Source organism: Dactylosporangium sp. CA-152071 (genome assembly GCF_050936335.1).
Classification (GTDB): domain Bacteria; phylum Actinomycetota; class Actinomycetes; order Mycobacteriales; family Micromonosporaceae; genus Dactylosporangium; species Dactylosporangium maewongense.
Genome location: NZ_JBNJMZ010000001.1, coordinates 4,843,807 through 4,865,842 on the forward strand (window position 1 = coordinate 4,843,807; position 22,036 = coordinate 4,865,842).

At 71.2% G+C, this 22,036-nt stretch carries 21 protein-coding genes; 3 read left to right on the forward strand and 18 right to left on the reverse strand.

Annotated features, from left to right (window positions below):
- Positions 1-531: 531 nt before the first annotated feature.
- The 5 genes from ACQEVZ_RS21680 to ACQEVZ_RS21700 form a co-directional block, all read right to left on the reverse strand.
- Complete coding sequence (locus ACQEVZ_RS21680; RefSeq protein WP_203848113.1) at positions 532-1,134, reverse strand: GTP-binding protein; 603 nt, start codon at positions 1,132-1,134, stop codon at positions 532-534.
- The gene (locus tag ACQEVZ_RS21685; protein WP_033358337.1) at positions 1,115-1,492 is read right to left on the reverse strand and encodes a DUF742 domain-containing protein; all 378 of its coding nucleotides are present in this window, start codon (positions 1,490-1,492) and stop codon (positions 1,115-1,117) included. Before ACQEVZ_RS21685 ends, ACQEVZ_RS21680 begins: the two co-directional genes overlap by 20 nt.
- Positions 1,493-1,584: 92 nt before the next feature.
- Positions 1,585-1,989, reverse strand: coding sequence for a roadblock/LC7 domain-containing protein (locus tag ACQEVZ_RS21690; protein ID WP_033358336.1), 405 nt, complete (start codon positions 1,987-1,989; stop codon positions 1,585-1,587).
- Complete coding sequence (locus tag ACQEVZ_RS21695) at positions 1,986-5,438, reverse strand: sensor histidine kinase (protein ID WP_433369279.1); 3,453 nt, start codon at positions 5,436-5,438, stop codon at positions 1,986-1,988. Before ACQEVZ_RS21695 ends, ACQEVZ_RS21690 begins: the two co-directional genes overlap by 4 nt.
- A 300-nt stretch (positions 5,439-5,738) precedes the next feature.
- A complete protein-coding gene (locus tag ACQEVZ_RS21700) occupies positions 5,739-6,809 on the reverse strand; it encodes an adenosine deaminase (protein ID WP_433369282.1) in 1,071 nt (356 codons plus the stop codon).
- A gap of 17 nt (positions 6,810-6,826) precedes the next feature.
- On the opposite strand from ACQEVZ_RS21700, the gene ACQEVZ_RS21705 reads away from it, so the two are divergent.
- Positions 6,827-7,654: a putative RNA methyltransferase gene (locus ACQEVZ_RS21705; protein ID WP_433369285.1), complete on the forward strand. Its 828-nt coding sequence runs from the start codon at positions 6,827-6,829 to the stop codon at positions 7,652-7,654.
- 48 nt (positions 7,655-7,702) lie between these two features.
- Here ACQEVZ_RS21705 and ACQEVZ_RS21710 read toward each other — a convergent pair whose 3' ends face one another.
- From ACQEVZ_RS21710 to ACQEVZ_RS21750, 9 genes are all read right to left on the reverse strand, one after another.
- Positions 7,703-8,383, reverse strand: a complete 681-nt coding sequence (locus tag ACQEVZ_RS21710; protein ID WP_344503840.1) for a DUF4272 domain-containing protein — start codon at positions 8,381-8,383, stop codon at positions 7,703-7,705.
- Between the two features lie 34 nt (positions 8,384-8,417).
- On the reverse strand, positions 8,418-8,786 hold the full coding sequence (locus ACQEVZ_RS21715; RefSeq protein WP_344503841.1) for a cupin domain-containing protein: 369 nt from the start codon (positions 8,784-8,786) through the stop codon (positions 8,418-8,420).
- Positions 8,786-10,063: a thymidine phosphorylase gene (locus ACQEVZ_RS21720; protein WP_433369289.1), complete on the reverse strand. Its 1,278-nt coding sequence runs from the start codon at positions 10,061-10,063 to the stop codon at positions 8,786-8,788. Before ACQEVZ_RS21720 ends, ACQEVZ_RS21715 begins: the two co-directional genes overlap by 1 nt.
- Positions 10,060-10,764 (reverse strand): cytidine deaminase, encoded by a 705-nt coding sequence (locus ACQEVZ_RS21725; protein ID WP_344503843.1) that lies wholly within the window; start codon positions 10,762-10,764, stop codon positions 10,060-10,062. The genes ACQEVZ_RS21720 and ACQEVZ_RS21725 overlap by 4 nt, the downstream gene beginning before the upstream one ends.
- A gap of 2 nt (positions 10,765-10,766) precedes the next feature.
- A complete protein-coding gene (locus ACQEVZ_RS21730) occupies positions 10,767-12,017 on the reverse strand; it encodes an ABC transporter permease (RefSeq protein WP_433369292.1) in 1,251 nt (416 codons plus the stop codon).
- Positions 12,014-13,153, reverse strand: coding sequence for an ABC transporter permease (locus tag ACQEVZ_RS21735; RefSeq protein ID WP_433369295.1), 1,140 nt, complete (start codon positions 13,151-13,153; stop codon positions 12,014-12,016). Before ACQEVZ_RS21735 ends, ACQEVZ_RS21730 begins: the two co-directional genes overlap by 4 nt.
- A 91-nt stretch (positions 13,154-13,244) precedes the next feature.
- Positions 13,245-14,765: an ABC transporter ATP-binding protein gene (locus tag ACQEVZ_RS21740; protein WP_433369298.1), complete on the reverse strand. Its 1,521-nt coding sequence runs from the start codon at positions 14,763-14,765 to the stop codon at positions 13,245-13,247.
- Between the two features lie 69 nt (positions 14,766-14,834).
- Entirely contained in the window at positions 14,835-15,899 is a 1,065-nt protein-coding gene (locus ACQEVZ_RS21745) for a BMP family lipoprotein (RefSeq protein ID WP_433369301.1), read from the reverse strand.
- Between the two features lie 196 nt (positions 15,900-16,095).
- A complete protein-coding gene (locus tag ACQEVZ_RS21750) occupies positions 16,096-16,434 on the reverse strand; it encodes a hypothetical protein (protein ID WP_344503848.1) in 339 nt (112 codons plus the stop codon).
- A gap of 58 nt (positions 16,435-16,492) precedes the next feature.
- On the opposite strand from ACQEVZ_RS21750, the gene ACQEVZ_RS21755 reads away from it, so the two are divergent.
- Together ACQEVZ_RS21755 and ACQEVZ_RS21760 are read left to right on the forward strand one after the other, a co-directional pair.
- Positions 16,493-17,428, forward strand: coding sequence for a MerR family transcriptional regulator (locus ACQEVZ_RS21755; RefSeq protein WP_433369305.1), 936 nt, complete (start codon positions 16,493-16,495; stop codon positions 17,426-17,428).
- Between the two features lie 4 nt (positions 17,429-17,432).
- Positions 17,433-18,854: a glycoside hydrolase family 13 protein gene (locus ACQEVZ_RS21760; RefSeq protein ID WP_433369308.1), complete on the forward strand. Its 1,422-nt coding sequence runs from the start codon at positions 17,433-17,435 to the stop codon at positions 18,852-18,854.
- 18 nt (positions 18,855-18,872) lie between these two features.
- Here the strand turns inward: ACQEVZ_RS21760 and ACQEVZ_RS21765 are convergent, their stop codons facing one another.
- From ACQEVZ_RS21765 to trpS, 4 genes are read right to left on the reverse strand one after another with little or no spacing between them, the layout of a single operon-like run.
- Complete coding sequence (locus ACQEVZ_RS21765; RefSeq protein WP_344503851.1) at positions 18,873-19,307, reverse strand: hypothetical protein; 435 nt, start codon at positions 19,305-19,307, stop codon at positions 18,873-18,875.
- Positions 19,308-19,315: 8 nt separating this feature from the next.
- Positions 19,316-20,443, reverse strand: a complete 1,128-nt coding sequence (locus tag ACQEVZ_RS21770) for a YhjD/YihY/BrkB family envelope integrity protein (RefSeq protein WP_433369311.1) — start codon at positions 20,441-20,443, stop codon at positions 19,316-19,318.
- Positions 20,444-20,447: 4 nt separating this feature from the next.
- Positions 20,448-21,017: a 2'-5' RNA ligase family protein gene (locus tag ACQEVZ_RS21775; protein ID WP_344503853.1), complete on the reverse strand. Its 570-nt coding sequence runs from the start codon at positions 21,015-21,017 to the stop codon at positions 20,448-20,450.
- On the reverse strand, positions 21,004-22,035 hold the full coding sequence (gene trpS / locus ACQEVZ_RS21780) for a tryptophan--tRNA ligase (RefSeq protein WP_344503854.1): 1,032 nt from the start codon (positions 22,033-22,035) through the stop codon (positions 21,004-21,006). The genes ACQEVZ_RS21775 and trpS overlap by 14 nt, the downstream gene beginning before the upstream one ends.
- Position 22,036: the final 1 nt, after the last annotated feature.

The following is a 22,036-nucleotide window of genomic DNA, read 5'->3' on the forward strand; positions in this document are numbered from 1 at the left end:
CACCAGGACCGTCTCGCGGGCAGTCACAGCTCGTAGGGGTAGAGGGCAACCTACACGCGGGCGCCGTCGAGCTCAGCGAGGATGCCCGCCAGCTCCAGCACTGATTCGCCGTCAACCGCCCGAAGGAGGGAGCCCCCGCAGGATGACGCAGTCCCATCGCCGATCCCGGCCGCCGCCGACACTTCGGCTGGCACTTCGGCCGGCCTGAGGTCGCCAGCCAGCAATCGGGGCCGCGGGAAGAACCGCAGCCATCGACCGATCCGGCACGTCCCGTCCAGACTGCGATGCGGACCGATGTCATGGCGCCGCCCGTGCACCGGCCGCCGAGAGGCACCACACAAAACTCGCCCACCAGACCGCCGAGCTGCCCGACCGCCGAGCCAGCGCGCCGCCGCGCACCCAACCGTCAGAGAACCCAGGCAACCGCATGCGCACCGACAGACTGGGTGGAAATGGTGCGCGCACCGTTGCCGCCCTGCTGAGGAGGCGGCGACGGTGCGCGCGGTGAGGTGCTGGAGAGGGGGTGGTGCGTTACGCGGGGGCGGTGGCCCGGGTGCGGCGCATCGAGAGGACGTACTCGACGAGCGAGATGAGGACGTTCTTCGTCGACTCGCGGGAGCGGGCGTCGCACGAGACGACCGGAACGTCGCTGGAGATGGCCAGGGCCTCGCGGACGTCGTCGGCGTTGTGGTACTGCACGCCGTCGAAGCAGTTGATCGCGACGAGGTACGGCAGGCGCCGGTGCTCGAAGAAGTCGATCGCGGCGAAACAGTCGGCGAGGCGCCGGGTGTCCACCATGACGACAGCGCCGATGGCGCCTCGGACCAGTTCGTCCCACATGAACCAGAAGCGGGTCTGGCCCGGGGTGCCGAACAGGTACAGGATCAGGTCACGGTCGATCGAGATACGACCGAAGTCCATCGCGACCGTGGTCGTCGTCTTGCCGGGGACATTGCGGGTGTCATCCACACCGACGCCGGCGGACGTCATGATGGCCTCGGTGGTCAGCGGCGTGATCTCCGAGACCGAGCCGACCAGTGTGGTCTTGCCCACGCCGAACCCTCCGGCGATGACGATCTTCGCTGACGTGACCCGCCCTGGGCGGACTGCCACGTCAGAGCCTCCGAAGTCCACTCAGCACCCTCTCAAGCAGTTCTGTGCCCACCGACTCGTTTTCGTCGAGCGAGGTCGGCTCGTACACCGCGACGAGTCCGTCGGCAGCCATGTCCGCCACAATGACCCGCGCGACACCCAGCGGAAGCTGCATGCGCGCCGCGATCTCAGCGAGAGACTGCAGGCGACCGTCGCAAAGCGTTGAAATGTATTGCTGTTCTTGTCCGTGAGCGCCGCCCGGCCGAGAGTTGGCCGCGCGACCCCGCACGGTGGTCTCGACCAGCGCCTCGATCGCGATGTCCAGCTTGGGCCGGGTGCGACCTCGGGTGACGGCGTACGGCCTGACCAACGCGCCGGTTGGTTCATCGCGCTCGGCCATGGTCGCCGTTCACCTCCTCACTCGTCGGGCCTCGTCAACAGCGTCAACAGTTATTGCGTCATGCGCTAAAGCGGAAAGCACCTAGTTCAGTTTCAGCCGAGCATCGATGCTGTCGGCCGGGGTGGCGGCGTCAATGCGTCACCGACCCGGTCGACCAGCAGCGCCATCTCGTAGCCGACCTGACCGACGTCACACGCCCGGGCCGCGAGGACCGCGAACGAGGAGCCGTCGGAGATCGACATGAGGAAGAGGAAGCCGTTGTCCATCTCGACGACGGTCTGCAGCACCGCCCCGCCCTCGAAGCAGCGGGAGGCGCCCTGCGTGAGGCTCACCAAACCGGAAGCGATCGCGGCGAGCTGGTCGCCACGGTCGCGCGGCAGGTCACGAGAGGCGGCCAGCAGCAGACCGTCCGCCGAGACGGCTACCGCATGGGCGACGCCCGGCACCCGGTCTGCGAAATTGGCCAGTAGCCAACCGAGATCCTGCGTAGATGTCATGCCTCTTGCTCCTTGCCAACCTGCGAGTTTTGAGGCCCGGCCGAAGTGGGCTCCGGGGTTTTCGAGTCGTCGGACCGGGTGCGGCCGCGCTGAACGCCTCGGTGATAAGCGGACAACAGACCACGCACGGACTCCGGCGTGCGCCGGTGGACCGTGGCGGGGTTCTTCTCCACCCCGCCCGGGACCAGTTGCGCTTGCGGCACGCGTTTTGGCAAACCCGTGTCGGTCTTCGCAAATTCCTGCTCCTGGGCGAGTGCGGCGGCCGCCTGCCATCCTTCGTCTGCCGCAGTCTGCCAGTTTACCGCCGAACCGCCGGTCGCCCGGTCGGCCGAACCTCGCGAAGCTTCACCCGGAACCCGGGTTTCAAATCGCTGCGGAGGCACGTATGCCGTGTCGCTGTAGGTCACCTCGACCGGCCGCGTCGAAGCGCCGTTGGACGCCGGTGCCGGCGCGGCGGGCGCGGCCGGGGCGGCGGCGACAGGCTCGTCGTCGAAGGTCGGGCGCTTGCTGGTGCTCTGGAACCAGGCCGACTCCAGCTCGCGGAAGATCGGCAGTTCCATCGTCTCGTCGACGAAGCGCTGGCGGGAGTCGCCGGCGTCGCTTTCGGAGGATGCCGGGTCCCAGTCGAGCCGGACCCGCGGGATCTCCGCCGTCATGTCCACCGGCGCGTACGGATCGGCGGAGGTGGCCGCGGGAGCCGGAGCGGGCGGCTGCGCCGCGAACCGGTCGGACTGCTGCTGCGGCCCCGACGAGACCGGCGGCCAGGCCGGCGGTGCCGCCGCGGCCGGGGGCGGCGGCGGGCCACCGGCGGCGTACGCCGCGGGGACGTCATAGCCGCGCGGGTCGGACGCCTCGGGACGCTGCCGCGGGATCTGGCCGCTGACCTCTTCCTCGGCGACCTCGCCCTCGACGGTCCAGTTCTCGTTGGCGCGGCGCTGCGGCAGCGGGTTGAGGTCACCGGGCGTCCGGCGCTCCTCGGACTGCTCGCCGCCCACACCGGTCAGGTCCGACCAGGCGGGCAGGCTGCGACCGGCACCGGGACCCTGCTGGGCCGGCGGGCGAGGGCCGAAGCCACCACCGTCGCGCGGACCGGGACCGGCGTCGCGCGGGTCGATGCGGGGGAAGGCGCCGCTGGGGCCGCCGGCGAAGCTGTCACGCGGCGGCGGGCCGGCGGGGTTCGCACCACCGAAGCTGTCGTGGAACGCGGCGGGGGGCGTCTCGCGGCGCGGCGGGGTGCCGTTGGCGAAGCCGTTGACCGTCGGCCGCTCGCCGGTGTGCGGGCCGGAGCCGAAGAGGCCGCTGCTGGTGAGCGTGCCGAAGCGCGGACCGCCGCCGTTGCCGCCGCCGGCCGGGCCGCCCACGGTCGCCGGCCCGCTCTCCAGGGCGAGCGGCGAGGCGAGCGGGGAGCGCGGCGCGGGCGTCGACGGGATCGGCCGGGCCTGGACCATGTCGTTGGGGCCGACGGCGGGCATGCCGGCGGTCGGCATGCCGGCGTTGGCGCGGCCGGACAGGGCCCGCGGCACGAGGACACCGGCGGGCAGCGTCATGTCGGCGATGGTGCCGCGCTCGCGCGCGGCCCGCAGCTCGACCTTGACGCCGTGCCGGGCGGCCAGCCGGGCGACCACGACGAGGCCCATCATCCGGGAGACGGCGACGTCGACCATCGGCGGGTTGGCGAGGCGCTCGTTGAGCTCGTTGAGCTGCTCGGGCGAGACGCCGATGCCGTGGTCCTCGACCAGCAGGACGGCGCGGTCGCCGACGCGGCGGGCCTCCACGATGACCGCCGAGTCCGGCGGGGAGAAGGCCGTCGCGTTGTCGAGCAGCTCGGCGACCAGGTGGACCATGTCGTTGACCGAGTGGGCCGCGATCTCGATGTCCCGGTCGATCATGCCGAACTCGATGCGCGTGTAGTGCTCGACCTCGGACTGCGCGGCGCGGAGCACGTCCATGAGCGGCGCGGGCTCGCGCTGGATACGGGTCGAGTCGGCACCGGCGAGGACCAGGAGGTTCTCGTCGTTACGGCGCATCCGGGTGGCGAGGTGGTCGAGCTGGAAGAGCTCGGCCAGCCGGTCCGGGTCCTCCTCGCCGCGCTCCAGCCGGTCGAGGTGACCGATGAGCCGGTCGACCAGGATCTGGGAGCGGCGGGCGAGGTTGACGAACATCGTCGCGACGCTGGCCCGCAGTGCGGCCTGCTCGGCGGCGGTGCGGACGGCTTCCAGGTGGACGGCGTTGAACGCCTCGGCCACCTGGCCGAACTCGTCGCGGCTGCGGACCGGTAGTGGCTCGGCGATCTGCAGTGCCAGTTGATGCGGCGACATCTGACCGGCCAGGGCCGGGTCGCGCAGTCGCTGCACGGCCTGGGGCAGCCCGTACTGCGCGACGGTCAGCGCGCCGTGGCGCAGCTCCCGCAGCGAGCGGGCCATGGACCGGGCCACGATCCAGGCGAAGAGGATGGCCAGCAGCAGCATGCCGAGCAGGGCGCCGGCGGTGACGAGCACCTGGCGCTGCAGGTCGTTGCGGTGCGCGGTCGCGCTCTCGATGTTGTGCTCGTCGAACTCGACCTCGATGCCGCGCAGCAGGTTGGCCTTGTTGACCATCGAGTTGTCCCACGCGGCCGCGGATGGCAGGCCGGTCTGGGGCAGGTCCTCACCGGTGAGCGGGGTGAGCTGGCCCTCGAACTTCGCGGCCTCGCGCAGGTCGGAGCCGGCGATCTTCTTGTCGAAGAGGTCGCGGTGCCACGGCTCGGAGACGACCCGGAACTGCTCCTCGGCCTGATCCTGGCCGTTGAGCGCGGAGTCGAACTCCTTGCGCAGCTGCGGCGTGAACTTCCTGGTCGTCAGGACCCGCAGCACGACGACCCGCTCGAGGGAGACCTGCTCCTTCATCTCGGAGATCGCGGCGGCGGCGCGCATGTCGGCGCCGAGGGCCGGGTTGTTGGACAGCTCGGCGGCGGCGTCGCGGATGCTCAGCAGGTCGTCGATCAGCGTCCGGTACCGGCTGACGACGGTGCTGGCCAGGATGTCCTTGCCGCCTTCGGAGATCTGCTTGCGCATCCCCGGCAGGTCGAGCAGCTGGGTGTCGATCGAGGCGAGCTGCTTGCGGAAGTCCTCGGGCGGGTCGGCCAGGCCGGACCGGGTGAGCCGGTATTCCTTGCTCGTGTCCTCGGTCTTCTGGATCTGGCGCTCGAAGGTGGCGCGGGCCTCGACGCTGCCCTGCTGGTCGAGCACGCCGAGCAGCAGCGCCGCGTTGGCGCGCTCGCTCTGCAGCTCGTGGACGAGCGAGGAGGCCTTGGCTGACAGCCCCGACAGGGTGCGGGCCCGGTCGGCGTCGTTGGCGTCACCGATGTTGTCGACGAGACCGTTGGTGCCGACCACGATCGTCGCGATGATCGGGACGATCATGATCAGGCCGAGCTTCGACCAGATCGGCAGGTCTCGGAGCCGGCCCACCGGGAGACGCAGACGCGACGAGACCGGCTCCCGCGTCGTTGGCCGTTTGCTCACTTCACCGCCCTCCGAACCGGGGCCTTGCGAATCAGCAGGCACCCGCGACCGGCCGACCCTACTGGGCCAGACCTCCGAGATTCCACCATGTCCCGTCGCAAGAAGAAAGCCCAGGCCTCCCGCTAGCCGTTATGTTCCGCATGAAGAAAAAAGTCCGTTTGACGGTAAGTTCAGCCGATCATCCCCCTACGCTGGGCGATTTACCCGATGCACGCAGATGATGACGGCTGACAAATCGGTACAAAATTACGACATCAACTTCGCGTATGCGGGCTTGATCACCTCGTTGATCAACGACAGCCGCTCATCAAACGGAATGAAAGCACTCTTCATTGCATTCACCGTAAACCACTGCATTTCGGACCAGCCGTAGCCGAAGGCCTCGACCAGCAGGGCCATCTCGCGGCTCATCGAGGTGCCGCTCATCAGCCGGTTGTCGGTGTTGACCGTGACCCTGAAGCGCAGGTCACGCAGCAACCCGATCGGGTGTTCCCGGATCGAGGCGGCGGCGCCGGTCTGGACGTTGGACGACGGGCAGAGCTCGAGCGGAATGCGCTTGTCCCGCACGTACGCGGCGAGCCGGCCGAGGGAATTGTCGGCCGCGACGTCGTCGACGATGCGCACACCGTGTCCGAGCCGGTCGGCGCCGCACCACTGGATGGCCTGCCAGATCGACGGCAGGCCGAACGCCTCACCGGCGTGGATGGTGAAATGCGAGTTCTCGCGCTGAAGGTATTCGAAGGCGTCGAGGTGCCGGGTGGGCGGGTATCCGGCCTCCGCCCCGGCGATGTCGAAGCCGACCACGCCCGCGTCGCGGTACTGCACCGACAGCTCGGCGATCTCCATCGAGCGGGCCGCGTGCCGCATCGCGGTCAGCAGCGTGCCGACCCGGATCGGGTTGCCGGCGGCCGCCGCTTCGGCGGAGCCCTCGCGGAAGCCGTCGAGGACCGCCTCCACCACCTCGGCCAGCGCGAGGCCCTGGGCCAGGTGCTGCTCCGGCGCGAAGCGCACCTCGGCGTAGACCACGCCGTCGGCGGCGAGGTCCAGGGCGCACTCCCGGGCGACCCGGACCAGGGACTCCCGGGTCTGCATCACGGCGACCGTGTGGGCGAAGGTCTCCAGGTAACGCTCCAGCGACCCGGAGTCGGCCGCCGCGACGAACCACTCCCCGAGGCCCTCCGGGGTCGCGGCGGGCAGCTCGTGGCCGATGCCGGCGGCGAGGTCGAGGATGGTGGCGGGGCGCAGGCCGCCGTCGAGGTGGTCGTGGAGGAGGGCTTTCGGCGCGCGACGGATCTCGTCGTAGGTGGGTGCAACCATGGAACGACACTAGTAGCGTGCACGCCTCCGTCATCACACATCTGCGGTGTCCGGTCTGCGCCGGCCCGCTCACCGCCGCCGATCGGGCGCTGCGCTGCGCCGCGGGCCATTCGTTCGACATCGCGCGGCAGGGTTATGTCGACCTGACCGCAGGCCGGTCGGTGCACACCGGCGACAGCGCCGAGATGGTGACCGCCCGGGAGGCCCTCCTGGAGGCCGGACACTTCGACGTTGTGTCCGACGCCGTCGCGGCAGCGGCGGCAGGTGTACCGGGAGCGGGCCTGACCGTCGAGGTGGGGGCCGGGACCGGCCGCTACCTGGCGCGGGCCCTCGGCCCGGACAGGGTCGGACTCGCCGTGGACGTGTCGAAGGCGGCGCTGCGCCGCGCGGCCAGGGCCGACCCCCGCATCGGCGCGGTGCGCGCCGACGTGTGGCAGGGCCTGCCGGTCCGCGACGCGGCCGCCGATGTGATCCTCGACATCTTCGCGCCGAGGTCGGGCGCGGAGTTCGCCCGCGTGCTGCGCCCCGGCGGCGTCGCCGTGGTGGTCACCCCCGCGCCCGGGCACCTCGCCGAGCTGGTGGCGGCGCTGGGCATGGTCGGCGTCGACCCGGCGAAGCCGGAGCGGCTCGCGGCGAGCCTGCGCCCCTGGCTCACGCAGGTGGACGAGGTGCCGCTGCGGGCCACCCTGGCGCTGGACCGCGCGGCAGCGGCGGCCCTGGTCGGGATGGGTCCGAGCGCGTGGCACACCGACCCGGCCGCGGTGACCGCCACCCTGGCGGGCATGCCCGAGCCGATCACCGCGACGCTGGAGGTGCGCCTGAGCACCTGGCGCTCAGGCGGATAAGCCGGCGCTCAGGCGGATAGGCCGGCGCTCAGGCGGATAGGCCGGCGCTCAGGTGGATAGGTCGACCTCTTCCCATCCGGGCGGGTCGCCGTGGTACGGCCCGGTGAAGACCACCGCCCACTCCAGGGCCCAGCGGCGCTGGCCGACGGCGTTGGAGTCGAGCTGGCCGGGCAGCGGCAGCCGCCGCCGCTCCGCCTCCAGATAGGACCAGTCCAGGCAGTAATAGAGGTCGAGCTGCGCCGCGGCGTCACCCGCACCCCGCGGTGCGGCCAGGGTGCGCTGCCGCCACGCCGAGAAGGTCTCGCCCTGCGGCAGGTTGGGCAGCCGCTCCATGAGCCCGTCGGCGGAGGGCAGCAGCGGATCGAGGTCCATGGCGATGCCCAGCAGCCAGGCCAGCGCGAAGAGCGCCTCCAGGTGCAGGGCGAAGGACCGCTCGTCGCCGTCGCCCTCGGCCACGAACTGCCACTCCGGCCCGGTCAGCCGGTCCTGCAGCCCCGACCGGTCCAGCCAGTGCGTCGCGAGCTCCGGCGGCATGCCGGCGACCCGGGCGAGCACGACGTTGAGGATCGCCGCGCGCACCTCGATCTCCGCACCGGGACGCAGCTCCACCAGGTCGCCGGGCTCCCAGGCGAGCGGGAAGTTGGGCGGTGGTAGAGGGAGCCGCAGGCGGTGCAGCTCTTCGAGGCTCGCCTCCCGCACCCGCTGCGGATCCGGCGACGTCACGGTCACCCGGGCACTGTAGCCGCCGGATCCAGCAGTGTCTCTAGGAGTCGCCCTCAGGATCCCGGCGGGCGAGGTCGGGGGCGAAGGCGGGCAGGCAGACCGCGACGTACTCGGCGCCGTCCGCGGTGGGGGTGGTGTACCTGACGCGTTCCCCCGCCCGGGTGACGATCGCCTGACCTGCGGTGACGTCGAAGTGGCCGCCGTCGTGCTCGACCCTGACGGTGCCGCGGAGCACGATCGTGAACTCGTCGAACTCGGGCGTCTGGAACGGCTCGGTCCAGCCGCCCGGGGCGATCATCTTGGCGATCGACGTCGCGGACTCGCCGGAGTTGACCCGGCCGACGTACTCGTCGATGATCTTGCCGCCGGGGACGGGGATCTGGGTGGGGGCCTTGATCAGTTCGGGCATCAGGAGATCCTGTCGAGAATCAGCGGTCGGGAGGGTGGCGGCGTGTCCGACAACGTGACCGCGTCGCGGGCCACGGCCAGCGCCGCCGGGAGCTTGCCGGCGTCCTCGGCCCGCAGTTCCATGATCACGTCACCGGCCCGGACCGCCTCGCCGGGCTTGCGGTGCAGGATGATGCCGGCCAACGCGCTGACCGGATCCTCCTTGCGGGCGCGGCCCGCGCCGAGGCGCCAGGCGGCCACGCCGACAGCGTAGGCGTCCATGGTGGCGACGAAGCCGTCGGCGTCGGCGGTGATCGTCTCGACCTCGTGCGCCACCGGCAGCGGCGCGTCCGGGTCGCCGCCCTGGGCCCGCACGAGTGCCCGCCAGGAGTCCATGGCCCGCCCGCCGGCGATCGCGGCCTGCGGGTCGGCGTCGCCGAGACCCGCCGCGTCCAGCATCTCCCGGGCGAGGGCCAGGGTCAGCGCGACCACGTCCTGCGGCCCGCCGCCGGCGAGCACCTCCAGGGACTCCTCGACCTCCACGGAGTGCCCGACGGTCCGGCCGAGCGGCACCTCCATGTCGGTGAGCAGGGCGACGGTGGTCACGCCGTGGGCCTTGCCGAGCTCGACCATGGTGCGGGCCAGCTCGCGCGCGTCGGCGACCTCGCGCATGAAGGCGCCGGAGCCGAACTTCACGTCCAGGACCAGCGCGCCGGTGCCCTCCGCGATCTTCTTGCTCATGATCGAGCTGGCGATCAGCGGGATCGCCTCGACGGTGCCGGTGACGTCGCGCAGCGCGTACAGCTTCCGGTCGGCGGGCGCGAGGCCCTCCCCCGCGGCGCAGATCGCGGCGCCGACCGTGCGCAGCTGCTCGACGAACGCCTCGTTGGACAGCTTGGTGCCGAACCCGGCGACCGCCTCCAGCTTGTCGAGGGTCCCGCCGGTGTGGCCCAGCCCGCGGCCGGACAGCTGCGGCACCGCCGCGCCGCACGCCGCGACGAGCGGGGTCAGCGGCAGCGTGATCTTGTCGCCGACGCCGCCGGTGGAGTGCTTGTCGACGGTCGGGCGGCCGACCCCGGACAGGTCCAGCCGCTCCCCCGACGCGATCATGGCGGCGGTCCAGCGGGCGATCTCGCCGGCGGTCATGCCGTTGAGCAGGATCGCCATCGCCAGGGCCGACATCTGCTCGTCGGCGACGACACCCTTGGTGTAGGCGTCGACGACCCAGTCGATCTGCTCGTCGCTGAGGATGCCCTTGTCCCGCTTGGCGCGGATGACGTCCACGGCCGCGAAGCTCATGCCGCACTCCAGTCCTGCTCGATGCCGGCCGGCCGGGGAGCCTCCCCGGCCCATCTGGCGGTGCCCTGGGCGTCGACGACGATCACCCGCGACGTGCGGACCCGGCCCCAGGCGACCCCCTCGTCGGCGGTGGCCCAGGTCGGGCCCTCCTCCAGGATGCCCGCCGGCTCGCTTTCCGCGGCGCCGGACGAGCGCTCCCAGTAGGCGGTCCAGACCTGCCTGCCGTCGGCGATGTCAGGGTGTACGAACACCGTGCCGGCGCCGACCTTCAGGGCGAGCGCGGCCGGGACGGAAGGACCAGCCGGGGCGATCCGCCCCAGGTCCGTGTCGTCGAAGGCATGCGGCAGCAGCGCGGTCATCGGCAGCGGGCCGTCGGCGTGGTCGATGAGGCAGTCCGCGCCGCCGTGCTCCCACAGCAGCTGCCGGCACCGGCCGCACGGCATGAGCGGCCGCCCGTCGCCGTCGACGCACGCCAGGGCGATCAGCCGGCCACCGCCGGTGACCTGCAGGTTGGAGACCAGGCCGCACTCGGCGCACAGGCCGAGGCCGTAGGAGGCGTTCTCGACGTTGCAGCCCACGACGATCCTGCCGTCGTCGACGAGCGCCGCCGCGCCCACCGGAAACTTCGAGTACGGCGCGTAGGCGCGCGCCATCACGGTGACCGCCGCCTCTCGCAGCGCCACCCAGTCGACGTCCGTCACGCTCAGCCTCCCCGCCGGAACGGTTTGCCGTCCGCGGCCGGTGGCCTGAGTCGTTGCGCCGCGAGCGCCAGCACGACCAGCACGGTGATGTAGGGCGCCGCCTGCACCAGCGCGGTCGGGATCTTGTCCACGGAGAAGAACAATACGTAGGAAAGGACGCCGAGGACGGCGGAAGCGACCGCCACGAGCCGGTTGCGCCGGATGAACTCCCACACCGCGAGGGCGAGCAGCAGAGCGCCGACCAGGATGAGCAGGGCGTGCACGGACTCGCTGCCGCGCCGCAGCTGCAGCGCGTCGGTGTAGCCGAACAGGGAGGCGCCCACGGCGAGGCCGCCCGGCCGCCAGTTGCCGAAGATCATCGCGGCGAGGCCGATGTAGCCGCGGCCGCCGGTCTGCCCCTCGCGGTAGATCGCGGAGGTGACGGTGGACAGGTACACGCCGCCGAGGCCGGCCATCGCGCCGGAGATGACCACACCGTAGTACTTGTAGCGGTAGACGTTGAGGCCGAGGCTCTCCGCCGCGTGCGGGTCCTCACCGACGGAGCGCACCCGCAGGCCGAACGAGGTGCGCCAGAGCAGCCACCAGGTCAGCGGGATCAGCAGCACGGCGAGGATGGTCACCAGCGACACCTCGTAGAGCAGGCCGCGCAGTACCCCCGCGACGTCGCTCACCAGGAACCACTCGTGCTCCTCGATGCCCTTGAGACCGTTGACGCCGGGCACCGAGATCCTGGGGATGTGCGGCACCTGCGGGGACTGCGTGGCGCCGGCGCTGCCCCAGGTGATGTAGGACAGGTAGCGCACGACGCCGGGTGCCAGGATCGTCATCGCGACGCCGGAGATGATGTGGTCGACGCCGAAGGTCACGGTGGCGACGGCGTGCAGGAGCCCGCCGATGGCGCCGCCGAGGATGCCGATGAGCAGCCCGACCCACGGGCCGAACTCCAGGCTGCCCCACGCGCCGAACCAGGTGCCGAGGATCATCTGACCCTCGAGGCCGATGTTGACCACGCCGGCGCGCTCCGCCCACAGGCCGCCGAGGCCGGCGAGTCCGAGCGGCACCGCCGCCTGCAGGGCGGCCTGGATGGCGCCCGACGAGGTGACGTCCGGGGCGTTGGCGAGCTGGTGGACCAGCGACAGGCCGATCAGCGCACCGGAGATGATGAGCATGATCATCCAGCTCGACATCCGCCGGCCCTTGGTCTTGACCGGAGGCTGCGCCGCCGCCTCGGAGAGCATCGTGTCGGTGCTCACTTCGACTCCTCCACTACCGGGACGGGCGCGGCGGTGGCGGTGGCCACGCCGACCCGGCGCTGCTGGGCCCGGCGGCCGATGCGGGCGGCCAGCTCGTAGGCGATGACGACCGAGAGGACCGTGACGCCCTGCATGATCAGGACGATCTCTTTGGGGATGCTGTCGATGTCGAGGATGATCTGCGAGCTGGCCAGGAAGCCCCACAGGATCGCGGCGAGCGCCATGCCGATCGGGTGGTTGCGGCCGAGCAGCGCCACCGCGAGGCCGGCGAAGCCGATGCCGCCGAAGCCCTCGGTGTAGGTGTGGCTCTCGCCCAGCATGCGGGGCAGGTTGACCAGGCCGGCGATCGCGCCGGAGATCAGCATCGCGGTGATCACCATGCGCTTGGCGTTGACACCGCTGGCGACCGCCGCGAACGGGTTGTAGCCGGTGGCCCGCAGGTCGAAGCCGAAGCGGGTGCGGTTGATCACGAACCAGTACGCGGCGCCGAGGACCACCGCGACGGCGAAGAAGCCGAGCACCTTCTGGTCGGTCCCGGAGATGATCGGCAGGCCGGGCATCCACGAGTCCTCGCTCAGGATGCCGGTGGTCTTGATCTGCGCGCCGGGCTCGGTGACGCCCCAGTGGTCGTTGAGCAGCCAGGTGATGACCAGGCCGCCGATCGCGTTGAGCATCAGCGTGGAGATGACCTCGCTGACCCCGCGCTGGGTCTTGAGCAGCGCGGCGATCGACGCCCACGCCGCGCCGACGATCATCGCGACGACGATGATGAGCACGATGCGCAGTCCGCCGGGCATCCAGTCCATGAACGACGCGCTGGCCAGGGCGCCGGCGAAGAACGCGCCGACCTTCGACTGGCCCTCGACGCCGATGTTGAACAGGCCCATCTTGAAGCCGAACGCGACGGCGACCGCGGCGATGTACAGCTCGCTGGCCTTGTTGAGGATCTCCACCTTCGTGTCCGGCAGCATGCCGAACTCGTACATGTGCTGGAACGCCAGCAGGGGGTCCTTGTCGCTGATCAGCAGGGCGATCGACGAGATCGCGGCGGCGATGATCAGCGCGGCGACCGGTGCGATCAGCTGCGGCAGCAGCTTGCCGATGTCGATGCGCCGGACCGCGGCGACAGCGCTCATGCCGACGCCCCCGCCTCGCCGCGGCGCCGCCACGAGGCACGCGGAGCACTGAGCCGATGATGAACGGCTCCTCCGCTGCACTCCAAGCCGTTCATGAAGGGATCTCCTCACCTGTGGCGCCGGTCATGGCGACGCCGAGCTGCTCGGGGGTGACGGTCGACGGGTCGGCGTCGGCCACCAGCCGACCACCGTAGATCACCTTCAGCGAGTCGGACAGGCCGATCAGCTCGTCGAGATCGGCGGAGATGAGCAGCACGCCCATGCCGGCGATCCGGGCGTTGCGGATGTGGTCCCAGATCGCGGCCTGGGCACCGACGTCCACGCCGCGGGTCGGGTGGGCGGCGATGAGCACCTTCGGCTGGTGGCTCATCTCCCGGCCGACGATGAGCTTCTGCTGGTTGCCGCCGGACAGCGCGACCGCGGCGACGTCGATGCCGGGCGTGCGCACGTCGTACTCGGCGACGATGCGGGTGGTGTCGCGGCGGGCGCCGCCGACGTTGATGAGGAAGCCGCTCGCGTTGGGCCGCTCGGTCTGGTGGCCGAGGATGCGGTTCTCCCACAGCGGCGCGTCGAGCAGCAGGCCCTGCCGGTGCCGGTCCTCCGGGATGTAGCCGATGCCCGCCTCGCGGCGCCGGCGGGTGGGCCAGTCGGAGACGTCGTCGCCGTCGAGGGTGACGGTGCCGGTCGTGGCGCGCATGCCCATGATCGCCTCGGCGAGCTCGGCCTGGCCGTTGCCCTCGACGCCGGCGATGCCGACGACCTCGCCCTTGTGGATCGTGAACGAGGCGTTGTCGACGATCGGCCGCCCGTCGGCGGCGCGGACCGTGAGCCCCTCGACGACCAGGACGGGCACCTCGGTGACGGTCGACTCGCGGGCCTCGGGGCTGGGCAGCTCGCTGCCGACCATGAGGGTCGCCAGCTGGCGGGCGGTGACCTGGTCGGGCTTGACGGACGCGACGGTCGTGCCGCGCCGGATGACGGTGATGTCGTCGGCGACGCCGCGGACCTCGTCCAGCTTGTGCGAGATGAACAGCACGGTCAGGCCCTCGCGGATGAGCTCGCGCAGGTTGCCGAAGAGCTCGTCGACCTCCTGCGGGACCAGCACCGCGGTCGGCTCGTCGAGGATGAGGATGCGGGCGCCCCGGTAGAGCACCTTGAGGATCTCGACCCGCTGGCGGTCGCCGACGCCGAGGTTCTCGACCAGCGCGTCGGGGTCGACGTCCAGCCCGTACCGCTGGGAGATCTCACTGATCTTCTGCTTCGCCCGGGCGCCGATGCCGTGCAGCTTCTCGGCGCCGAGGACCACGTTCTCCGTGACCGTGAAGTTGTCGGCCAGCATGAAGTGCTGGTGCACCATGCCGATGCCGGCCTCGATCGCGCGCTGGGGCGTCGGGAACTTCACCGGGCTGCCCTCGATGAGGATCTCGCCCTCGTCCGGCGGCTGCATCCCGTAGAGGATCTTCATCAGGGTCGACTTGCCGGCACCGTTCTCACCGACGATCGCGTGGATCGTGCCCTTGCGGACGGTGAGGTTGACGTCAGAGTTCGCCACGACGCCGGGGAACCGCTTGGTGATCCCCTTCAGCTCGACGGCGGGTGGGTCCGCGGTCACGAGATGCTCCTTCAACAAGTGATGGCGGGGGACCGGATCACAGTCCCCCGCCTCACGTCCAGCTCTGGATTACTTGGTCGGCACCGTGATCTTGCCGGAGACGATGTCGGCCTTGAACTCGTCGAGCTTGGTCTTGATGTCGTCGACCTGGCCACCGGAGGTGGCGTAGCCGACGCCGTCGACCTTGAGGTCGAAGACCGTCGGGCCGGCCTTGAACTTGTCCTCGCCGAAGTCCTTGACGAAGTTGAACACCGCGTTGTCGACCCGCTTGAGCATCGAGGTCATGATGACCGTCTTGAGCGAGGCGTCGGTCACGGTGTTGTACTGGTCGGAGTCGACGCCGATGGCCAGGGCGCTCTTGGCCTTGGCGGCCTCGAAGACGCCGGTGCCGGAGCCGCCCGCGGCCGCGTAGATGATGTCGGCCTTCTGGTCGTACATACCGGTCGCGGCGGTCTTGCCACCCGCGGGGTCGTTGAAGCCCTTGCAGGCCTCGGCCGGGGTCGACAGGTAGTTCGTCAGCACCTTGACGTCGGCCTTGGCGGCCTTGGCGCCGGCGGCGAAGCCCGCCTCGAACTTCTTGATCAGGTCGACCTGGCAGCCACCGATGAAGCCGACCGTGCCGGTCTTCGTCTTCAGCGCGGCGGCCGCGCCGACCAGGAAGGAGCCCTGCTCCTCGGCGAAGACGAGGTCGGCCACGTTGTCGGCGGTGGTGCCGCCGTCGACGATGGCGAACTTGGTGTTCGGGCAGTCCTTCGCGGCGCGCGCGAGCGGGCCGTTCTTGGCGTCCGCACCGTCGTAGACGAAGCCGACCGCGATGACCGGGTTGTAACCCGTCGTGCAGAGCAGCTTCAGTCGCGCGTACTTGTCGTTCTCGCTCTCGCCGGCGACCGCGGCCAGATCCTTGACCTCAAGGTTGAGCTCGCTCTTGACCCGGTCGAGGCCCGCTGCGGCGGAGTCGTTGAACGACTTGTCGCCCCGGCCGCCGATGTCGAACGCGAGGCCGACCTTGACGTTCTTCTTCGCCGTGGTGCCACCGCTGCTCGAGCTGCCCGGGTCGCTGCCCTTGTCGTCACCGCAAGCGGCCATGGCACCCAACGCGACAATCGCCACCGCGGCGGCCGCGAGAACCTTCATCCCACGCACTCGGCGCAAGACGGTCTCCCTTCACCAATGCACCGCCCCAACGCGGTGAATCCCAACGGCGGGAGCGTACGCCCTCAGACCGACAGTTCCGCAGTTTGCTGCCGGGTTGGGAGGAGTGCGTTATAGGGCCGTGACGTGCCAGAGGTCCCTCCAGCGTACCGGCATCGATCTTGCACCGCCCTGCTTGCTACCAAAAGACGGCAACGGCGGCGTTAACGAGCGTTAGCCCCACCAAAGCCAGGAAATGCCCGCGGTTGACCTCCTCGCGCTTGCGCGAGAAGAAGGTCATGGCGAAGATCGCCAGGCCGATGAGCCCCTTGACGACCAGCTTGGCGGTGGGCGGCTCATGGCCGTCGCGCAACGGCGCGGACAGCGCGATGCCGGTCACCACCTGGACGATCGCACCCCACAGCATCGCGTTGTTGATCCGCAGCTTGCCGGTGAGGTACTGGGTGACCGACCCGCCCAGCAGCAGCGCGAAGCCGATCAGGTGGGCATAGAGGAGGATGAGCCGCAAAGGTTCCACTGGCGCAAGGTAGCGCCTCCTTGACTCTCCAGCAGCTGGAGGGTCCACGATGAGCCGCATGAACATCGGCGAGCTGTCCAGGCTGTCCGGGCTCCCGGTCAAGACGATCCGCTACTACTCCGACGTCGGCCTGGTCCCGGAGGCGGAGCGGTCGCACGCGGGCTACCGGCGCTACGACCACGACTCGCTGGTCCGGCTGGAGTTCGTGCGCACCCTGCGGGAGCTCGGGCTGGACATCGCGACCATCAAGCGGGTCCTGGACCGGGGCGAGGACCTGGGCGCGGTGGCCGCCGCGCACGCGGAGGCGATCGGCGTGCAGATCCGGGTGCTGCGGCTGCGCCGGGCGGCACTGCGCGCGGTGGCCCTGCACCCGGAGCGGGGCGGCCCGACCCCCGCCGAGCTGGACCGGATGACCCGGATCGCGCAGGCCAGCACCGACGAGCGGCGCCGGATCGTGGACGAGTTCTTCGACAGCATCTTCGCGGAGCTGCCCAGGGCGGAGGAGTCGCCGGAGGCCGCGCAGTTCAGCGCCCGGATGCGCAGCGTCTCCCCCGACCTGCCCGACGACCCCACCGACGCGCAGATCGACGCCTGGATCGAGCTGGCCGGGATGCTCCGCGAGCAGGACTTCCGGGCCCGGCTGCGGGAGATGGGCAAGCGGAGCTTCGCCACGGACGAGCGCCGCCTGGTGCCGACCGACATGTCAGAAATATCGTGGTTCACCGGTCACATCGCCGAGCACATGGACGCGGGCGTCGCGCCCGGCAGCCCGCAGGCGGTCCTCGTGGTGGCCGCCGTCCTGCGGCGGTGGGGCGTCGCCGAGGAGGACCGGGACGTCCTGGTCGACCAGCTCACCCTCGCCGTCGACCCGCGCGCCGAGCGGTACTGGCAGCTCATGGCCGTAATCAATGGATGGCCGCCGATCCCGGCGACAATGCACAGGTGGGAGTGGTTCCTGAACGCCCTCCGGGCGGCCCGCGGCCCGTTAGCGTGACTCTGTGGAGTGGTGGCGGCACGCGGTCATCTACCAGGTCTACCCGCGCAGCTTCGCCGACAGCGACGGCGACGGCGTGGGTGACCTGCCCGGCATCACCGACCGGCTCGGCCACCTCGCCGACCTCGGGGTGGACGCCCTGTGGCTGTCGCCGTTCTACCGCTCCCCCATGGTCGACGGCGGCTACGACGTCAGCGACCACCGCGACGTCGACCCGGTCTTCGGCACGCTCGCGGACTTCGACGCCCTGCTCGCGGAGGCGCACCGGCTCGGGCTGCGGGTGATCGTCGACATCGTGCCCAACCACACATCGTCGCGGCACCCCTGGTTCGTGGAGGGCCGGCGCGACCGGTACATCTTCCGCGACACGCCGAACGAGTGGCAGTCGCTCTTCGGCGGGCCGGCCTGGACGCAGGTCGCGGACGGGCAGTGGTACCTGCACCTGTTCGCGCCCGAGCAGCCCGACCTCAACTGGCACAACCCGGAGGTGCGGGCCGAGTTCGACGACATCCTGCGCTTCTGGCTGGACCGGGGCGTCGACGGCTTCCGGGTCGACGTCGCCCACGGCATGATCAAGGACCTGGCCGGCGTGACGCTCTTCGACCACGAGGACGTCCACGAGATCCACCGCGGCTGGCGCAAGATCCTCGACAGCTACCCGGGCGACCGGATGGCCGTCGCCGAGGTGTTCGACACCGCGCCGGCCCGGGTGGCGCGCTACGTGTCGGTGGGCGAGCTGCACCAGGCGTTCAACTTCGACTTCCTGGAGGCGCCCTGGGACCCGGCCGTCCTGCGCCGGATCATCGACGGGTCGCTCGCCGCCGCGACGCAGGTCGGCGCGCCGCCCACCTGGGTGCTGTCCAACCACGACCGGCGCCGGCACGTGACCCGCTTCGGCGGCGTCCGGCGGGCCCGCGCCGCCGCGCTGCTCATGCTGGGCCTGCCCGGCAGCGCCTACCTGTACCAGGGCGAGGAGCTCGGCCTGCCGGAGGTGCTCGACCTGCCGGACGAGGTGCGCACCGACCCGCAGTGGGTCCGCTCCGGCGGCGCCGAGCTCGGCCGCGACGGCTGCCGCGTGCCGCTGCCGTGGTCGGGTGACGCGCCGCCGTTCGGCTTCGGGCCGGGCGGCTCCTGGCTGCCGCAGCCGGCGGACTGGGCGGCCGTCACGATGGAGGCGCAGCGCGGGGATCCGCGCTCGACGCTGTCGCTCTACCGGGACGCGCTGCGGCTGCGCCGCCCGTCGACGACGCTGCGCTGGCTGGACGCGCCCGACGGGGTGCTGCGCTTCGAGACGGAGACCATGCGGGTCGCCGCCAACCTGACGGCGGAGCCGGTGAAGATCGAAGAGCCGGCCACCCTGCTGCTGAGCAGCAGCGAGATGGCCGGCGAGCTGCCAGGCGACACGACCGCCTGGTGGAGCGTCTAGCCCCTGTTTGGACAGTGTCTAAGCGGTGAGCTTCGCCGCGATCCGGGCGAAGCCGGCGCGGATCTCCTCGATCGACGGGGCTTCGTGCGTGTGGTCCGGGTCGTCGTGGTCGTGGTCGTGGTGGTGGTGGCCGTGGTCGTCGTCGTAGTCGGCGAGCTCCTCGTCGAGCGCCGCCGTCTCCAGGTCCTCGTTCTCGGCGGCGAGGCGGGAGGCGGCGATGTCGCCGAGGATCTGGTCGGCGGTGACGTGCGGCTGGAGCGGCTCGACCACCGCCATCAGCTCCTCGTCGGCCACGACGGCCTCGGCGAGGGCGAGCGCGTGCGCCCGCTCATAGGGCCCGCACACGACGGGCTCCCACTCCTCGTCTTCGTTCAACGGGCCGAAGGTGATGATCCACGGCAGGGTCAGCGCCGGCGCGTCGGCCGGCAGGTCCAAAGTCACAAGTGCACCCACGGCGCCCATCATGACGCGTCGCGCGGCTCCGGTGGCGCTGAACCGCCGGACGGGGCGATCCGGCGCGCCATGTCGGCGGCGACCGCGACCGACTGGGGATCGGCGGAGGCGGTGCCGGCGGCGGAGGGCTCCGGATCCGCGGCGCCGGCCAGCGGCGGGTGGTCGGCGCGCACCTCGGCGGCGACCCGCTGGGTGGTCTCCGCGGCCTGCTCGACCAGCTCGGCCGCCCGCAGCGCCGCCTGCACGTCGCTGCGCGGCGCGCCGCCGGCCAGGTCCTTCGCCCGCCCGTGCGTGTCGGTGGCGGCCAGGGCCGCGGCGAAGAGCAGCAGCTGGTGCAGCAGGTACATGTAGAGCAGCAGCCCGATCGTGCCGGCGACCAGTTGGTAGGCCGGGTTGTCCTCGATCCGGGTGATGTAGAGCTTCCCCAGCGTCTTGAGCAGGCCGAGCCCGACCGCGAAGAGCGCCGCCGAGGGCAGCAGCCGGCGCAGCGACATCCGCAGCCGCGGCACGCCGGCCAGCAGCGCCATGCCCAGCACCAGGTCCACGATGCCGGACAGCAGCGTCGACGTGCCCCGCAGCGCCACCCGGACGGGGTCCTGCTCGAAGTCGCCGGCCAGCCAGTACAGCAGCTCCTGGACGCCGGCGAAGATGCCGATCGACACGATCAGCAGCAGGCCGAGCGCCACCAGGACGGCGAGGTCGACGAGCCACCGCACGAAGTAGTTGCCGGGATGCTCCTGCAGGTGCCACAGGGCGCGCTGCGACGAGCGCAGGTTCTCCACCCAGCCGACGCCGGCGATGATCAGGCCGATCATCGCGATCAGCCCGATCTGCTGGCTGCCGGCGAAGATCTGGTCGGAGTGCAGCTGCGGCAGGTTGACCGCCAGGTAGGCCTGGACCCTGGCGACGACGGCCTCGTTGCCGCCGAGCACCCGGCCGAGGATGAAGAAGGCCACCACGACCATCGCGAAGACGGCGAAGAAGCCGTAGTAGGCGGTCGCGGCGGCGAGGCGGGCCGCGTCGACGTCGAAGTAGCGCTCCTGGGCCCGCCACACGTGGTCGAACGCGCGGGAGCGCCGGCGGCCCCCGGCCACCGCCTTGTCGAAGCCGGCCTCCAGCCGGTCCAGCAGGCCCACCTCTCTATCGTCGCTGATCGACCGCGGACCGGCGCGGCGACAGGCGGTACTGCGCGTACGGCTGCCATCGACCGCTCTCGTCGTGCTCGAAGAGCGCGAACCCGTCCACGTCGAAGACCGCCTCGTAGCCGGCGAGGTCGGCGAAGGCCGCGTCGAGCCGCTCCGGCGCCACGTTGTGCGCGACCGTCACGTGCGGGTGGTACGGGTACGACGCCGCCGCCTCGATCTCGGTCGCCGCCTGCACCGCCTCGTGCAGCCGCTCGCACTCGCCGATGCCGGCGGCGACCGCCACGAAGACGACCTGCGTCAGCGGGCGGAACGTGCCGGTCCCGCGCAGCCGCACGGTGAACGCCGCGTGCCGCCCCGCGACCTCCGTGAGGTGCCGGTCGATCGCGGGCAGGTCGGCGGCGGCCACGACGGTGGGGCCGAGCAGGGTCACGTGCGCGGGCACGTGCGCCGCGGCGGGGTCGCCCGCGGCGAGCCGGGCGGCGGTCAGCTCGCTGCCCCACGGGTCGGGAAGGTCGATCGCGACGCCGATGGTGGTCTGCTCGCGAGCCACGTCAGTGCGCAGCACCCGGTGCGAGGAACCCGATCCGGTCGTAGACCGTGCCGAGGGTGGCAGCGGCGACCGAGCGGGCCTTCTCGGCGCCGATCGCGAGCAGCTTGTCCAGCTGCGCCGGGTCCTCCAGGTAGGCGTTGGTGCGCTGCTGGATCGGGCGCAGGAACTCCACCACGACCTCGGCGAGGTCCTTCTTGAGGTCGCCGTAGCCCTTGCCGTCATAGGCGGCGACCAGATCGTCGATGCTCCGGCCGGTCAGCGCCGAGTAGATCGTCAGCAGGTTGGCGATGCCGGGCTTCGCGGCCTGGTCGAAGATGATCTCGCGGCCGGTGTCGGTGACCGCCGACTTGATCTTCTTCGCCGCCTTCGCCGGGTCCTCGAGCAGCTCGACCAGGCCGGCCGCGGTCGACGCCGACTTCGACATCTTCGCGGTCGGCTCCTGCAGGTCGGTGATCTTCGCCGTGTCCTTGATGATGTACGGCGCCGGCACGGTGAACGTCTTGCCGAAGGTGGTGTTGAACCGCTGGGCCAGGTCGCGGGTCAGCTCCAGGTGCTGGCGCTGGTCCTCGCCGACCGGCACCGCGTCGGCCTGGTAGAGCAGGATGTCGGCGGCCTGCAGGATCGGGTAGGTGAACAGCCCGACGCTGGAGCGGTCGGCGCCCTGCTTCTGCGACTTGTCCTTGAACTGCGTCATCCGGCTGGCCTCGCCGAAGCCGGTGATGCAGCCCATCACCCAGCCGAGCTGCGCGTGCTCCGGCACCTGGCTCTGCACGAAGAGGGTGCACCGGTCGGGGTCGAGCCCGACGGCCAGCAGCTGCGCCGCGCTCACCCGGGTCCGCTTGCGCAGCAGCGCCGGGTCGTGGCCGGCGGTGATCGCGTGCAGGTCGACGACGCAGTAGAAGGTGTCGTGCGTGTCCTGCATCGCCACCCAGTTACGCAACGCGCCGAGATAGTTGCCCAGATGGAACGAGTCGGCGGTGGGCTGGATCCCGGAGAGCACCCGAGGACGGTCGGTGCTGACGGACGGCGACATG